The organism is Pseudomonas simiae (assembly GCF_900111895.1).
Lineage (GTDB): Bacteria > Pseudomonadota > Gammaproteobacteria > Pseudomonadales > Pseudomonadaceae > Aquipseudomonas > Aquipseudomonas simiae.
On sequence record NZ_FOKB01000010.1, the window covers coordinates 75,133 to 89,958 of the forward strand.

Sequence of the window (14,826 nt, forward strand, 5' to 3'; positions counted from 1 at the left end):
TGAGGGCGAAGACGCCCTCACGCCCTGGTTCAGTGGGCAAACAACGAATTACCCTTTTGCCCCGCCAGCTTCTCGGGCTTGATCAGGAACCGCGCCAGTGCCGGCAGCAGCCACAGTGCGCCGAACATGTTCCACAGCAGCATGAACGTCAGCATCAGGCCCATGTCGGCCTGGAACTTGATGGCCGAGAAGATCCAGGTGCACACGCCGATCGCCAGGCACAGGCCGGTGAACAGCACGGCCTTGCCGGTGGATTTGAGCGTCTGATAGTACGCCTCTTGCAACGGCAAACCGGCGCGCAGGAAACTTTCCAGGCGGCTGTAGATGTAGATGCCGTAGTCCACGCCAATCCCCACGCCGAGCGCTACCACCGGCAGGGTCGCGACCTTGACGCCGATGCCCATGAACGCCATCAGCGCGTTGCCCAGTACCGAGGTCAGCACCAGCGGCAGCACGATGCACAGCGTCGCGGCCCAAGAGCGGAAGGTGATCATGCACATCGTCGCCACGCACAGGTACACCAGGATCAGGATCGTCAGCTCGGACTCCTTGATCACTTCGTTAGTGGCCGCTTCGATCCCGGCGTTACCGGCGGCAAGGATGAACTCCAGGCCGTCCTTGTTGTTCTCTTTGGCAAAGTCCTGCACCGCATGCACCGCACGGTCGAGGGTTTCAGCCTTGTGGTCGTTGAGGAACACCAGCACCGGCGCCAGCGAGCAATTGTTGTTGTACAGGCCATCGGCACGGGCGATGGAGTTGTTCAGCACATCCGGGTTGCGCGACAGGGTTTCCCATTTCAGGTTGCCTTCGTTCATGCCCTTGATCATCTGCTTGGACACGGTGACCAACGAGATCGCCGACTGCACGCCCTCGGTGTTCTGCATCTTCCACATCAACTGGTCGATGGGCGCCATGGCTTCATAGCGTGAGCAGCCCTCGGCCTTGGTCTTGACCATCACCACCAGCACGTCGGAACTGGTGGAGTAGTTGCTGATGATGAAGTTGTTGTCTTTGTTGTAGCGCGAGTCCGGGCGCAGCTCCGGCGCGCCCTGGTCCAGGTCGCCGATCTTGAGGTTCTGGCTGTACCAGAGGCCGCCACCGAAGGCGATCAGGGCCAGGAAGACCGAGACCGGCGCGACTTTAGGGCTGGCGAACTTCGACAGCAGGCGCCAGAACGGATGTTCGCGATTGGCGTCTTTCTTGCTTTTGGCTATTGCGCGTTTGCTGATACCGACGTAGGAAATTGCTACTGGCAGCAGGATCAGGTTGGTGAACACGATCACCGCCACGCCAATAGAGGCGCCGATGGCCAGTTCACGGATCACGCCAATGTCGATGATCAACAGCGTGATGAAGCCCACCGCATCGGCCAGGATCGCGATCATTCCCGGCAGGAACAATTGGCGAAAGGTGCGGCGTGCCGCGGTCAGCGCGTTGTCCGCCTCGCTCGATTGCAGGGCGATACCGTTGATCTTCTGTACGCCGTGGGAAATACCGATGGCGAAAATCAGGAACGGCACCAGCATCGAGTAGGGATCCAGCCCGAAACCGGCGGCATGCATCAGGCCCAGTTGCCACACCACCGCTACCAGGGTGGTGCTCAAGACCGCAATGGTGCTGCGCAGGCAGTTGGTGAACCACAGCAGCAGGACCAGGGTGATGCCAAAGGCCACGCCGAAGAACAGCACCACCATGATCAGGCCATCGATCAGGTCACCGACTTTCTTGGCAAAACCGACGATGTGGATCTGGACGTTAGGGTTCTGCTCCTGGAATTTGGTGCGGATCTTGTCTTCGAGTTCATGGGAGAACTTGCGGTAGTCGAGGGCCAGCAACTTGCCCTGGTCTTGTGGGTCCGGGTAGGACTCCAGCAGCGGGATGTCAACGATGCTCGATTTGAAATCGTTGGCCACCAGGCGCCCGACCTGCCCGGACTTGAGCACGTTGTTGCGCAGTTGGTCGAGGCTTTCCGGCGAGCCGTTGTAGCTCTGCGGGATCACTTCACCGCCGGCAAAGCCTTCTTCGGTCACTTCGGTCCAGCGTACGCTGGGGCTCCACAGCGACTTCAGGCCCGAGCGGTCGACCCCGGAAATGTAGAACACCTCGTCGTTGATCTGACGCAGGGTCTCCATGTATTCCTTGGTGAAGATGTCGCCGTCCTTGGCCTCCACCGAGATACGCACCGTGTTGCCCAGGTTCGCCAGGTCATTGCGGTGCTCCATCATCTTCTCGATGAAGGGATGCTTGAGCGGGATCATCTTTTCGAAGCTGGTGGAGGGGCGAATCAACGTCGCCTGCCAGAACAGGAAAATGCTCACCAGCAGGCAGATCACGATCACTGCCGGGCGGTTGTTGAAGATCAGGCGCTCAAGAAAGGTCGCTTTATCGTTGTGATGACTGCTCATTCTTTCCCCGCCTTCTTATTGTTTTGTCGGTTCGGCGCCATCGGCTTTAGCGACGCGAACGCCACCCTGCCCGGCCAGAATCAAGTTGCCATTGCCTGCCGCCGTGACGGACGAAAGGGAAATCCGGTCCGGACGGTTGAATACGCTGAAGGTCAACCCGTCGTCATGGCTGACCACCACGCTGCCACCATTGCCGACGACAACAATCGAGCCGTCCTCCAGCAACGTCGCGCCGGACAAACCAAACTCCAGCGCGCCCCGCGCGGCGTTGAGCTCAACTTGCTCCCAGGTGCTGCCGAAATCCGTCGACCGGTACAGGTTGCCGCGCAAGCCATAGGCCAGCAGGGTTCGCGGTTGCGCCGTGCTGATCACCCCAAACAGCGAGCCCTCGTAGGGGCCTTCGAGTTTTTCCCAGGTCTGGCCGTCGTCGCTGGAGCGGAACATGCTGCCCTGCTCGCCGACGATAAACAGGCCGGCGTCCTTGATGGAGGCGATGGCGTTGAGGTGGTACTGGTCTTCGTTGTCGAGGCGGTCGCTGACGTCTTCCCAGGTCTTGCCGCCGTCGGTGGTTTCGATCAGCGCGCCATAGGCGCCGACGGCCAGGCCGTGATTGGCATCGTTGAACCATACATCGAGCAACGGGGCTTCGCGCTTAAGATCCTGGTACTGCTGGGTCCAGGTGGCACCGCCGTCGGAACTGGAAAGAATTTGCGCATCATGACCCACCGCCCAGCCTTGCTTGTCGTCGATGAAAAACACCGCCGTGAGCAACTGCCGGGTGGGCACTTTGGCTTGGGTCCAGGTGCTGCCCTGGTCATCGGAATAGAGAATGTGCCCGCGATCACCAACCGCCACGAGGCGCTTGCCCGCATGGACCACATCGATCATCAGGCCTTTGGCGGCCTTGGGGGATTCAATCGCAAAAGAGGTATCGCTGGCGGCCTGGACAACCGTCGGCAACGCGACAGCGCCAAACAGCGAGAGCGCTGCGGCCAGCATCGCAACCCTGCGTGCGGCGCGTGGGCGGCAGACAACCCAACCCATGACAGGCTCACTCATAGACCTTTCTCCCATTTATTATTGTTATCGCTGCCTTCCGGGGCCTTGAAACCTGCAATCTAGAGCGCCTGGAGGAAGCAGGGGCCATCCTAGCGGGCTTTCGAATCGTCTGACAATCGGCGCTACGTTATCTTTTGTTAACTGAGCCGCTTTCGTCAGAGCCTGAATATAACTGCATTCGCCGGGGTGATCGTCGGGGCCTCAATGAATTTTTATTCCATCTATTGAATTTAGGGAATTTTTATTCCATTAATAAGCCCACTGAAAACAATAATCCAAAGGACCACGGCAATGCGTGAACTCGGAATCGGCTTGATCGGCACAGGCTTCATGGGGCGTGCCCACGCCTTGGCCTTCAATAACGCCCGCGCGGTATTCGAACTGCCGGTACACCTCAAGCTGGCGGCACTGGCCGACGCCGACACCGAACGCGCACAACGCTGCGCCAAGGCGTGGGGATTTGCCCAGGCCCACGGCGACTGGCAAGCCTTGATCAATGATCCCAATGTCGACGTAGTGGCCATCACCACTCCCAACCATTTGCACTACCCCATGGCCATGGCAGCCATCGCGGCGGGCAAGGCGGTGTACTGCGAGAAACCCCTGGCGGTGAGCCTGGAACAAGCCGACGCCATGCGCCGCGCCGCCAGTGCCGCCGGGGTCGTCACGCGGGTGGGCTACAACTACCAGCACAACCCGATGATTACGTTGGCGCGGCAGATGATTGCCGGTGGCGAACTGGGCGAAATCATCAGCTTCCAGGGTGAGTTCAGCGAAGACTTCATGGCCGACTCGGCCTCTCCATGGTCGTGGCGTTGCGAAGTCGAGCATGCCGGCGGCGCCCTGGCGGACCTGGGCAGCCACTTGCTGTCGATGGCGCGCTATCTGCTCGGTGATGTGGTCAGTGTGTGTGCCGATACCCAGACCGTCCACGCCCGGCGACCTGCCATCAACGGCAGCGCGCAGCTCAAACCCATCGCGGTGGATGACCAGGTGCATGCCCTGCTGCGCTTCGCCAACGGCGCGCGCGGCACGGTGAGCAGCAGTTGGCTCAAGCACGGATACAAGAACCACCTGAGTTTCGAGATCAGCGGGACGAAAGGCACACTGGCGTTCGATCAGGAGCGCTTGAATGAATTGCAGGTGTGTCGCGTGGGCCAGGACGGGTTCCAACGCGTGCTCGCAGGACCGGCCCTGCCCGGTTATGCGGCGTTCAGTCCGGCGGCGGGGCATCAGTTGGGGTACAACGAACTAAAGACGCTGGAAGTGCAGGAATTGATCATGGCCATAGCCGGTCAAGGCGCGGATGGCACTGATTTCGAAGCGGCGTGGGAGGTGGAGCGGCTGGCGACGGCGATTCGCGTAGCTGCCCTCGAAGAACGCTGGGTAACAGTGAACGCACTCTAAACCAACCCACCGAACCCTGTGGGAGCTGGCTTGCCTGCGATGGCGATGTGACTGATACACCGCTCTCGCAGGCAAGCCAGCGCCCACACTTGAATCACCTAAATCTTCAACTCAGCGCAGCGCCCGACGAAGCACTTTGCCCACGGTGGTCTTGGGCAACTCGGTGGTGCGGAACTCCACATACTTGGGCATTTTGTAACCTGTCAGATACTCGCGGCAATGGGCAAGAATCTGTTCCTGGGTCAGGTTCGGGTCCTTGCGCACCACGATGATCTTGACCTTCTCACCGGTCACGCCATCTTCTACGCCAATCGCCGCCACTTCGGCCACTGCGGGGTGCAGCGCCACCACGTCCTCGATTTCATTGGGGTAAACGTTGAAACCGGAGACCAGGATCATATCCTTCTTGCGGTCCACCAGACGGATGTAACCACGGGCGTCCATTACCCCGATATCACCGGTCGACAACCACCCTTCGGCATCCAGCACTTCGGCAGTGGCCTCGGGGCGCTGCCAATAACCTTGCATCACCTGGGGCCCGCGCACTTGCAGTTCGCCCTGCTCGCCAATCTCAGCCAACTCACCGTCTTCGCGAACAAACCGCACCCAGGTCGAGGGCAACGGCACGCCGATGCTGCCGGTGAATTCCATCTCGCGCATGCGCGCAATGTCGATCGGGCTGATGCTCACCACCGGCGAACACTCGGTGAGGCCATAGCCTTCGATGATCGGCAGCCCAGTGACTTCCTTCCAGCGCTTGGCCACCGCCGTGTGCGTGGCCATGCCGCCGGCGATCACCATGCGCAGGTCGGAAAAGTCCCGTGCGCAGAACGCCTCGTTCTCCAGCAAACCGTTAAACAGGGTGTTGACCCCGGCAATCCCGTTGAAGCGCTCCTTGCGCAGGATCATCTGTACACGTTTCACGTCCCGCGGGTTGGCGATCAGGATGTTGCGCCCACCCAGGCACATGAACATCAGGCAATTCACCGTCAGCGAAAAAATGTGGTACAGCGGTAGCAAGGTGACGTTGGTTTCCTGCTTGTCCTGGTCCAGTTGATCCCCCACCCAGGCCTTGGCTTGCAACAGGTTGGCGATGATATTGCGGTGGCTGAGCATCACGCCCTTGGCATCGCCGGTGGTGCCGCCGGTGTATTGCAGAAAGGCCAGCGCGTCGAGGTGCATCTCCACCGGGAAATGGTTGAGCGCCCGCCCCTGTTTCAACACCTGATTGAAGCGCACCGAGCCAGGCAGATTGAACGCCGGCACCTGCTTTTGCACACGGCGAAGGATGAAATTCATCGCCGCGCCCTTGAACGTACCGAGCAAATCGCCGATGGCCGCGATCACCACGCGCTTGACGCTGCTGCCGGTGATGACTTTTTCCAGGGTGTGGGCGAAGTTTTCGAAAATCACCACGGTTTCCGCGCCGCTGTCCTTGAGCAGGTGCTTGAGTTCATGGGAGGTGTACAGCGGGTTGACGTTGACCACCACCGCCCCAGCCAGGATCGTGCCCAGCAGGCAGATCGGGTACTGCAAGCAGTTAGGCATCATCAGCGCCACACGCTCGCCTTTCCTGACGCCCTGCCCCTGCAGCCAAGCGGCAAACGCAACGCCTTGCACCTGCCAGTCGGCGTAGGTCATTTCGGTGCCGATGCTGACGTACGCCACCCGCTCGCGAAACTTCTCCAGGTGTTCCAGGAACACCTCGCGCAACGATGGGTAGTCCTCGATACCGGCGTCAATATCCGCCGGGACGCCGGGCAGGTAAGCGTTCAACCAGATCCGTTCGGTGTGTTCCAGGCTTACAGCGTTCATGGCAGTCTCCTTGTTGTTGTTTTTGATAGAGCTACTTTTCGACGATGGCGGTAATGCCCAGCCCGCCCGCCGCGCAGATGGATATCAGGCCGCGCCCGCCGCCGTTCTCATGGATGATCTTGGCCAGCGCCGCCAACTGCCGGCCCCCCGTGGCCGCAAAGGGATGGCCGCAACCCAGCGAACCACCGTTGACGTTCATCTTCGCGCGGTCGATGGTGCCCAGGGGCGCGTCCAAGCCTAGCCGCTCGCGGCAATAATCGGGGTCCTCCCAGGCCTTCAGCGTGCACAACACCTGGGCGGCAAAGGCTTCGTGGATTTCGAAGAAGTCAAAATCCTTGAAGCTCAGGCCTTCACGTTCCAGCATGCGCGGTACCGCGTAAGCCGGGGCCATCAGCAGGCCTTCGGTGCCGTCGACAAAGTTCACCGCCGCGGTTTCGCCGGTGCGCAGGTAAGCCAGCACCGGCCAGCCGTTGGCGGCCGCCCATTCTTCGCTGGCCAGCAGCACCACCGAGGCGCCATCGGTCAGGGGGGTGGAGTTGCCGGCCGTGAGCGTACCGTTTTGCCGGTCGTAGGCCGGGGACAGGCCGGCGAGCTTCTCCAGGCTGGCATCGGCGCGCAGGTTATTGTCGCGGGCCAGGCCGCGATGGGGGCTGATCAAGTCGTCGAAGAAGCCGCGTTTGTAGGCCGCCTCCAGGCGCTGATGGCTGGTGAGGGTCAACTCGTCCTGGGCCAGGCGCTTGATCTGCCAGCGCTTGGCCATTTCCTCGCAGTGTTCGCCCATGGACAAACCGGTGCGGGGCTCGCCATTGCGTGGCAGCAGCGGTTTGAAGAACATCGCTGGCCGCACCTTGAGCAGTGTCTTCAGCTTGTCACCCATGCCCTTGGCTCGGTTGGCCGCGAGCAAGGTGTGGCGCAGGGATTCATTGATGCCGATAGGCGCGTCGGAGGTGGTGTCGGCACCACCGGCGATACCCACCTCGATCTGACCGAGCGCAATCTTGTTCGCCACCAGCAACGCCGCTTCCAGCCCGGTGCCGCAGGCTTGCTGCACATCGTAGGCCGGCGTATCCGGCGACAACGTGGTAGACAGCAGCGACTCTCGCGCCAGATTGAAATCGCGCGAATGTTTGATCACCGCCCCGGCGGCAAACTCACCGAGGCGTTGGCCGTGCAGGTTGTAGCGGTCGACCAAGCCTTGCAGGGCGGCGACCAGCAGGTCCTGGTTGCTGTCGTGGGCGTATACCGTGTTGGAGCGAGCAAAAGGGGTGCGGTTACCGCCGATGATCGCCACGCGTCGGACCGGGGCCGGGTTGAAGCTGTATTCACTCATTCCAGGTTCTCTTTCCAGATGAAAAGGCCACGCATATGGGGTTTGTCACCGGCGAAATTGCGCACTTCGAATTCGCGGCGCGGACCGGTCACCGGGCGGCGCCACAGCGCGACCTGGCCGGGCAGGAAGATCGGTAACTTGAAGTCACAATGCGCCTCGGCCTGGTCCAGGCCGCCGGGCGGTTGCTGGGCAGCGAGCGCGCGGCCCAGCGTCCACATGCCATGGGCGATAGCGCGACGAAAGCCGAACAGTTTGGCGCCGATCACCGAGGTGTGGATCGGGTTGAAATCCCCCGACACCTTGGCAAAACGCCGGCCCAGGTCGGCGGGCAACACCCAGCGCTGGGTACGTAACAAGCCTTCCTCCTGCAACGGCAAAGCGTCCTCCCAGGGCTCGCCGACAGGGTCTTTCGCATCACGGCGCAGGTACAGACTGTCGCTTTCCCATACCAGCGTGTCGGCACCGAAGGCACGGGTGGCAATACTCAGCGCCTGCCCCTTGGGATGGGCAACCCAACGCTCGCAATACACCTCAATGCGCAACGCCTGGCCTTCGTGCAAACGCTGGTGCTGACGGATGCGATTGGCCAGGTGCACCATGCCACTGGCCGGGAACGGGAAGCTGGGACGGGTCAGCAGCATCAAGTGCAACGGAAACGCCAGCACATGGGGATAGCACAACGGCACGCCCTGCTCGCGGCGAAAGCCACAGGCGCGGCCATAAGCAGCGATGTCGCCGGCAGACAACGCCACCGCCGAGCGCACCAGGCGCTCCTTGGGCAGCACGGGCGCACCGTCAAGCTTGGGTTTGCGCAAGGCACGCACGCCGTCCAGCAGCAAGCGGGTGCGTGAGGGCGGCGGATCGATGATTTGCGTCACGTAGTCCATGGCTCAGGCTCCTAGCAGGCTTTGGCCGCACACCCGTACGACTTGGCCGTTGACCCCGCCGGAAGCAGGATGCGCCAGCCAGGCGATGGTCTCGGCCACGTCGATGGGCTGCCCGCCCTGGGACAGCGAATTCATGCGCCGCCCGGCTTCACGGATCATCAGCGGGATCTTTGCGGTCATCTGGGTTTCGATGAACCCTGGCGCCACCGCATTCACCGTCACCTGCTGCGCCGCCGCACGCGGTGCCAGGCCCTGCACCAGGCCGATTACGCCTGCCTTGGAAGTGGCGTAATTACTTTGCCCGAGGTTGCCGGCGATGCCGGAAATCGACGAGACACAAACGATACGGCCCCCAGGCGTGAGGCCTTGGCTGTCCAACAAGGCATTGCTCAGTTGCAACGGCGCTTCAAGGTTCACCGCCAACACGCTGCGCCAGGCGGCCTCGGTCATTTTGGCGATGGTCTTGTCACGGGTGATCCCGGCGTTATGCACCACCACATCAAAAGCGCCGTATTGGCTGACATGGGCTTGCAGCAATGCGGCGGCGTCCGTCGCGGTGATGTCCAGGGGCAGCGCAGAACCGCCGACACTGTCCGCCGCATGTTGCAGCGACGCCTGGGCCTGGGGCACGTCCACGCACACGACATGGGCGCCGTCCCGCGCCAGCACCTGGGCAATCGCCAAACCGATGCCACGAGAAGCACCGGTGACAAGGGCGCGACGACCGGCGAAGGGTTTGTCCCAGTTGACCGTGACGTGACCGTCCACGGGCTTTACAAGACGTACCACCTGCCCGGATACATAGGCCGACCGGCGCGACAAGAAGAAACGCAAGCTGCTGTCCAGCGCGTCTTCAGCACCGGGCGCCACGTAGATCAACTGCACGGTGATCGCCCGGCGCAGCTCCTTGGCCAGCGAGCGCACCAAGCCTTCGAGGGCGCGTTGGGCGATGGCCTGGGGCAAATCCTGACACTGTTCCGGCGCGGTGCCGAGCACCACCACGCGCCCGTGGTGGCCAAGGCGCTTGGCGTTGGCGTGAAAGAACACATACAACTCATCCAACTGTTGCAGATCGGCCACGGCGCTGGCATCAAACACGGCGCCCTGCACTTTCACCGTGGAAGGCGCCTTGAGCGTGGCCGGGGTGCCGACAACGGTATCGGTAGCCGCGAAAATCCGCCGCACCTCGGCGGCCAGGCGCCCTGCTCCGGCGACGATCACCGGATTGGCCATGCCCTGCTGGCCGCTGCGGTGACGTTGCAGTGGCAAGGGTTGCGGTAAACCAACGGCCTGGGCCAAGCGACGGCCCCAAGGGGAATTAACGAAAGTAAGGTAGCTGTCACTCATAGGTAAACCCACTGTCTTGACGTGTAAACCCGATCAATGTGGGAGCTGGCTTGCCTGCGATGGCATCACCTCGGTGTTTCTGATGCACCGAGTCGTCTGCATCGCAGGCAAGCCGGCTCCCACACTGACCGTGTACATTCAGTGCCACTCAACTGACCGAGGCGTTTTCACCTTGGGCGGTTCGGCGCTTTGGCACGGGCTCCAGCGCTTGCTTGCGCTGCTGCAATGCCTCCAGCAACCCGAAGTCCTGCGGGAAGTCGTCCACCTGGATGCCGTGATCGGCGTATTCCACGTAGCGCCCGAGCAAGGTGTCTTCGTCGTCGCTGATCAGGTCCAGCGCCCGCGCCCTGACGCGCCAGCCGGTGAAGGCCGTTGCGGAGATAGGCATCGGTTCGATCAGGCCTTGCTTGACGGCAGGTTTGAGTCGCGCGTCGATCAGCTCCACCTGCGGCAACAGACGGAAACCCAGTTCGCCGTAGGCCAGCTTGTCGATTTCCGGACGTGGGATGTAGGAGTTGGCCAGTAAGCGGTCACGGGTTTCGCCTGGTGTCTGCACCACGTCGGCCACCTGGGCCAGCAGACGGTCCGACGGTTTGCGCAATGGGATCCCGAACGGGAATGTCAGGCCACGCACCACCGCCGCCGCAGGTTTCGATGGGTAGTTGTCGAGCACTTCCGCCAGCGCTTCATGGGCCCGCAGCAACGCATCCTGGGCCGACCAATGCACCAACGGCAGATCCGCCTGGGGCCGGCCGTCGTCCTCAAAACGCTTGAGTACGCAGGACAGGATGTACAACTGCGACAGCATATCCCCCAGGCGCCCAGTGATACTTTCCTTACGCTTGAGGGCACCGCCCAGCACGCCCATGGAAATGTCCGAGATCAGCGCGAGTACCACTGACAGGCGATTGGCCTGGCGGTAGTAGGATGCCAGTGCCGGCTCGGTCTTGGCCGGGGCAGCGATCAACCGCCCGCCTGTAAGGGAATGCACCGCTGCACGTACGGTATTGGCCAACACAAAACTCACATGGCCAAACATGGCACTGTCGAAGGCTTCCAGCGCCTTGCGCCGGTCCGGATTACGCGCAGCTTCCATCTCGCGGAACACATAGGGATGGCAGCGGATCAGGCCCTGGCCAAAGATGATCAGGCAGCGCGTCATGATGTTCGCGCCTTCCACCGTAATGGCAATGGGGCTTTGCTGGTAGGCACGGGCCAGGAAGTTGTTGGGGCCCATGCAGATGCCCTTGCCGGCGACGATATCCATTCCGTCATTGACGATGATCCGCGCACGCTCGGTGACGTGGTACTTGGCAATGGCCGAGATCACCGACGGTTTCTCACCCGCGTCCAGGGACGCCACCGAGACCTTGCGCACCGCATCGCAGGCATACAAGTGCCCGGCCATGCGCGCCAAGGGTGCCTGTACGCCTTCGAACTTGCCGATGGGCAGGCCGAATTGTTTGCGCATCGCGGCATAGGCGGTGGTGCCGCGCACCGCCACCTTGCCCAGGCCGACGTTGGCCGATGGCAGCGAAATCGCCCGGCCGGCCGCCAGGCATTCCATCAGCATGCGCCAGCCGTTGCCGACTTGTTCACGACCGCCGATCACCCACTCAAGCGGAATGAACACGTCCTTGCCGGTGGTAGGACCGTTTTGGAATACCGCGTTCAGCGGCCAATGACGGCGGCCACTGTTGACGCCGGGATGGGACGTTGGGATCAGTGCGCACGTGATGCCGAGTGAACCGGGAGCGCCGAGCAACCCATCCGGGTCTTCTGCGCGAAACGCCAGGCCCAGCACCGTCGCAATCGGGCCCAGGGTGATGTAGCGCTTGTCCCAGGTCACACGGAAGCCCAGAACTTCCTCGCCCTCGTGGGTGCCTTTGCAGACGATGCCCAGGTCGGGAATTGCCCCTGCATCGGAGCCGGCATACGGGCTGGTCAGGGCAAAACACGGAATGTCTTCACCCCTCGCCAGACGCGGCAGGTAGTAATTGCGCTGGGCATCGGTGCCGTAATGCAGCAGCAGTTCGGCCGGGCCGAGGGAATTGGGCACCATCACCGAAATCGCCGCCGCCGAGCAACGGGTCGACAGCTTCATCACCACCTGGGAGTGCGCGTAGTGGGAGAAGCCTTTACCGCCGTATTGCTTGGGAATGATCATGCCAAGGAACCCGGCATCCTTGGTGTACTGCCAGCCTTCGGGCGACATGTCCTGCCAGATCTGGGTGGTTTCCCAGTCGTTGGCGATGTCGCACAGGGTTTCCACTTCGTTGTCGAGGAAGGCTTGCTCTTCAGCGCTCAGGCTAGCCGGTGCCGCTTGCAGCAGGCGCTGCCAGTTGGGCTTGCCGCTGAACAGCTCGGCATCCCACCACACGGTGCCGGACTCGATGGCGGCGCGTTCAGTGTCAGACATCGCCGGCATGATCGTACGAAACAGGCCCAGGGCCCTACGGGTCAGCAAGGTGCGGCGCAGGGGTTTGATCGTCATCAGCAACGCGGGCGCCACTACCAGTATCGCCGCGACAGCGGTGCCGAAACCGGCCACCACGTTGAACAGGTAACCCGCTGCCAGCCAGATCAGGCCCGTGACCAACCATAAGGTGGCGACAGCTTGTCGATATGCCAGGGCGATCGCTGCTGCGAAACCCACCAGTAACCAGATAACCATGGAGATACCTCTACTCGATTCAGGGTACGGCCTACGTGCGCCAGGTCGGATGACATGCGGCGTAACGCCACACTACAAAATTCGAAAACTATATTCAAATTTTGTTTTGAAATATTTATTTAACGCCTGCACGAAAAAAACGGCGGCTGAATGGGCCGCCGGGTCAACCCGTCATCTAAAGGGATCACCGCCCTGAAAGGTCAGAACGTATAGGTGGCCGACAGGCTCACGACATCGCCGGAGGCATTCACTTTGCCATCCAGACTTGCCGCCCCCAGCCGGTCGACGTTCTGAGTCTTCAACTTCACCGGCTGAACGAACTGGTGGGAGTAAGCTACATCGAGGGTCAGGCCCTCGATTGCCTTCACGTCATACCCTGCACCGAGCGACAGGAAGGTCCGATCGCCGTCCGGGATGCGCGGATCACGGGTCGAATTGCGCGTTGGTGTCTGGTCAATGGCCACACCTGCGCGCAAGGTCAGTTCATCGGTCGCACGGAAGTCGCCACCGAGGGCGTACATCCAGGTGTTCCTGTAGGTGTAGGGAATAGAGACGATTGTGATGCCCCCAGACCTGAGTGTCAGGTCCTTGAACGATGACCCCTGCGTCCAGACCACACTCGCGCCCAGGGTAAGTCGGTCATTGAATCGGTGTACCCAGTCCAGGCCTGCGGTGGCAGGAATGTCCAATTGGGTGCTGGCGTGGGCACCGTCCGGAAACAGCTCAAGCCCCGGATAGGCCACGCCCACTAGCGTACCGCTGCCGCCGAAGGGACTCGGTTGAGTCATGAGATTGTAGGAAAATTGATCGGCATGGATGTTGTACTTGCCAGTCATCTTGTTCTTGATCCTGGCGTGGTAGTTCAAGCCCAGGGCGTCGTTTTCCGTGGGTTTCCAGACCACACCGGAAAACCAGCCAACTGACACATTGTCGACCTTTACTCGCATCAGCGCGCTGCCGACGTCCGACGGAAAAGGAATGCCGCCCAGTTCAGAGTCCGACACCGCCGCCGCTGACAACACGTCGACGTTCTGGCTGACGAACCCCTTGCTGTGCTGGACAATCATCCCTCCGCCAACGGAGAACCGGTCGTTGACCTTGAACGACAAGGCTCCCGTCAAACCCACGGTTTCGATCTTGGTGTCCACTGCAAACCCACGGACTTTCGAGTCTGGGTCCCAGGTGGAGTGCATGCCCTGGGGCACGCAGTCGCAACAGACGCCTCTTTGGAGGCGCCTGTCGTTTAACGGGCGATCAGCCCCTTGCGCTCACGCCATCCTCAAGGAACAACGGTGAACGCCGGGGTTGGCTTGACGCTCAAGCTCACCACGGTGCAATTGCCTGCCAGGGGTTGATTGGTCGCCGTCAATACGCCACCGCTGTAGTTGCCAGTGATAGTCGACGCGCCACAATTGGAGCCTGGGTACAGAATCGAGCCCGCAATGGTGTATCCGACGTTGGTCACTGAACCTGCTGTTGGACCGGTAGCCGTCAGGGTCCAAGGCAAGCCCGTGATGTTGGGCAGACTGCAAAGCCCACCACCGGTAATGGCCACATCCGTGATTTTGGCAACGCCAGCGGCGTCGACGTTACCGGTGAAGGTCGCCCCGCAATTGACCGCTGCCTGGTAGGAAGATGGCGATTTCACCGAGATCGTGCCGGGCGCGGAGAAACTGGTGTTGACAGGAGTGATACTGTACGCATTGGCCATAGAAGCAACACCCATGCAAACAGCCAGGGCAGACAACGACACCAGAGTTTTCAAGTTCATCATTATTATTCCTCATCGATAAAGGCGAGTTTTAATCGCCTGGAGTAATGGCCATGTTCAAAAAGCCCTGCGTAAACCACAGTTCTCTTGATACAGCCAAATCATCAACGCTCTGTTCGACCTACATTGTT

At 61.3% G+C, this 14,826-nt stretch carries 9 protein-coding genes and 1 pseudogene; 1 reads left to right on the plus strand and 9 read right to left on the minus strand.

Annotation, left to right across the window (positions count from 1 at the left end; genetic code table 11):
* Positions 1 to 29: 29 nt before the first annotated feature.
* Both BMZ57_RS24965 and BMZ57_RS24970 read right to left on the minus strand, forming a co-directional pair.
* Positions 30 to 2,405: an efflux RND transporter permease subunit gene (locus BMZ57_RS24965; RefSeq protein WP_010210023.1), complete on the minus strand. Its 2,376-nt coding sequence runs from the start codon at positions 2,403 to 2,405 to the stop codon at positions 30 to 32.
* Positions 2,406 to 2,420: 15 nt separating this feature from the next.
* The gene (locus BMZ57_RS24970; RefSeq protein WP_029529128.1) at positions 2,421 to 3,449 is read right to left on the minus strand and encodes a WD40/YVTN/BNR-like repeat-containing protein; all 1,029 of its coding nucleotides are present in this window, start codon (positions 3,447 to 3,449) and stop codon (positions 2,421 to 2,423) included.
* 306 nt (positions 3,450 to 3,755) lie between these two features.
* Here BMZ57_RS24970 and BMZ57_RS24975 point away from each other — a divergent pair, with 306 nt between their 5' ends.
* Positions 3,756 to 4,871: a Gfo/Idh/MocA family protein gene (locus BMZ57_RS24975; protein WP_010210021.1), complete on the plus strand. Its 1,116-nt coding sequence runs from the start codon at positions 3,756 to 3,758 to the stop codon at positions 4,869 to 4,871.
* A gap of 111 nt (positions 4,872 to 4,982) precedes the next feature.
* Here BMZ57_RS24975 and BMZ57_RS24980 read toward each other — a convergent pair whose 3' ends face one another.
* The 7 genes and pseudogenes from BMZ57_RS24980 to praB all read right to left on the minus strand — a co-directional run bounded on the left by BMZ57_RS24980 (position 4,983) and on the right by praB (position 14,698).
* Entirely contained in the window at positions 4,983 to 6,686 is a 1,704-nt protein-coding gene (locus tag BMZ57_RS24980) for an AMP-binding protein (protein WP_010210020.1), read from the minus strand.
* Positions 6,687 to 6,717: 31 nt separating this feature from the next.
* Entirely contained in the window at positions 6,718 to 8,016 is a 1,299-nt protein-coding gene (locus BMZ57_RS24985) for an acetyl-CoA C-acetyltransferase (RefSeq protein ID WP_069673398.1), read from the minus strand.
* Positions 8,013 to 8,903, minus strand: a complete 891-nt coding sequence (locus BMZ57_RS24990) for a MaoC/PaaZ C-terminal domain-containing protein (RefSeq protein WP_010210012.1) — start codon at positions 8,901 to 8,903, stop codon at positions 8,013 to 8,015. The genes BMZ57_RS24985 and BMZ57_RS24990 overlap by 4 nt, the downstream gene beginning before the upstream one ends.
* Positions 8,904 to 8,906: 3 nt before the next feature.
* Positions 8,907 to 10,250, minus strand: a complete 1,344-nt coding sequence (locus BMZ57_RS24995) for a 3-oxoacyl-ACP reductase (protein WP_069673397.1) — start codon at positions 10,248 to 10,250, stop codon at positions 8,907 to 8,909.
* 148 nt (positions 10,251 to 10,398) lie between these two features.
* Entirely contained in the window at positions 10,399 to 12,924 is a 2,526-nt protein-coding gene (locus tag BMZ57_RS25000; protein WP_044287284.1) for an acyl-CoA dehydrogenase, read from the minus strand.
* A gap of 200 nt (positions 12,925 to 13,124) precedes the next feature.
* Positions 13,125 to 14,129 (minus strand): annotated as a pseudogene (locus tag BMZ57_RS25005) (outer membrane protein transport protein); the annotation flags it as partial.
* A 74-nt stretch (positions 14,130 to 14,203) separates the two neighbouring features.
* Positions 14,204 to 14,698 (minus strand): alkane oxidation protein activator PraB, encoded by a 495-nt coding sequence (gene praB, locus BMZ57_RS25010; protein WP_021491571.1) that lies wholly within the window; start codon positions 14,696 to 14,698, stop codon positions 14,204 to 14,206.
* Positions 14,699 to 14,826: the final 128 nt, after the last annotated feature.

Bases quoted from the DNA above. Each gene is read 5' to 3' on its own strand.
- BMZ57_RS24965 (WP_010210023.1), bottom strand. From the start codon at position 2,405: ATGAGCAGTCATCACAACGATAAAGCGACCTTTCTTGAGCGCCTGATC.
- BMZ57_RS24970 (WP_029529128.1), bottom strand. From the start codon at position 3,449: ATGGGTTGGGTTGTCTGCCGCCCACGCGCCGCACGCAGGGTTGCGATG.
- BMZ57_RS24975 (WP_010210021.1), top strand. From the start codon at position 3,756: ATGCGTGAACTCGGAATCGGCTTGATCGGCACAGGCTTCATGGGGCGT.
- BMZ57_RS24980 (WP_010210020.1), bottom strand. From the start codon at position 6,686: ATGAACGCTGTAAGCCTGGAACACACCGAACGGATCTGGTTGAACGCT.
- BMZ57_RS24985 (WP_069673398.1), bottom strand. From the start codon at position 8,016: ATGAGTGAATACAGCTTCAACCCGGCCCCGGTCCGACGCGTGGCGATC.
- BMZ57_RS24990 (WP_010210012.1), bottom strand. From the start codon at position 8,903: ATGGACTACGTGACGCAAATCATCGATCCGCCGCCCTCACGCACCCGC.
- BMZ57_RS24995 (WP_069673397.1), bottom strand. From the start codon at position 10,250: ATGAGTGACAGCTACCTTACTTTCGTTAATTCCCCTTGGGGCCGTCGC.
- BMZ57_RS25000 (WP_044287284.1), bottom strand. From the start codon at position 12,924: ATGGTTATCTGGTTACTGGTGGGTTTCGCAGCAGCGATCGCCCTGGCA.
- praB (WP_021491571.1), bottom strand. From the start codon at position 14,698: ATGATGAACTTGAAAACTCTGGTGTCGTTGTCTGCCCTGGCTGTTTGC.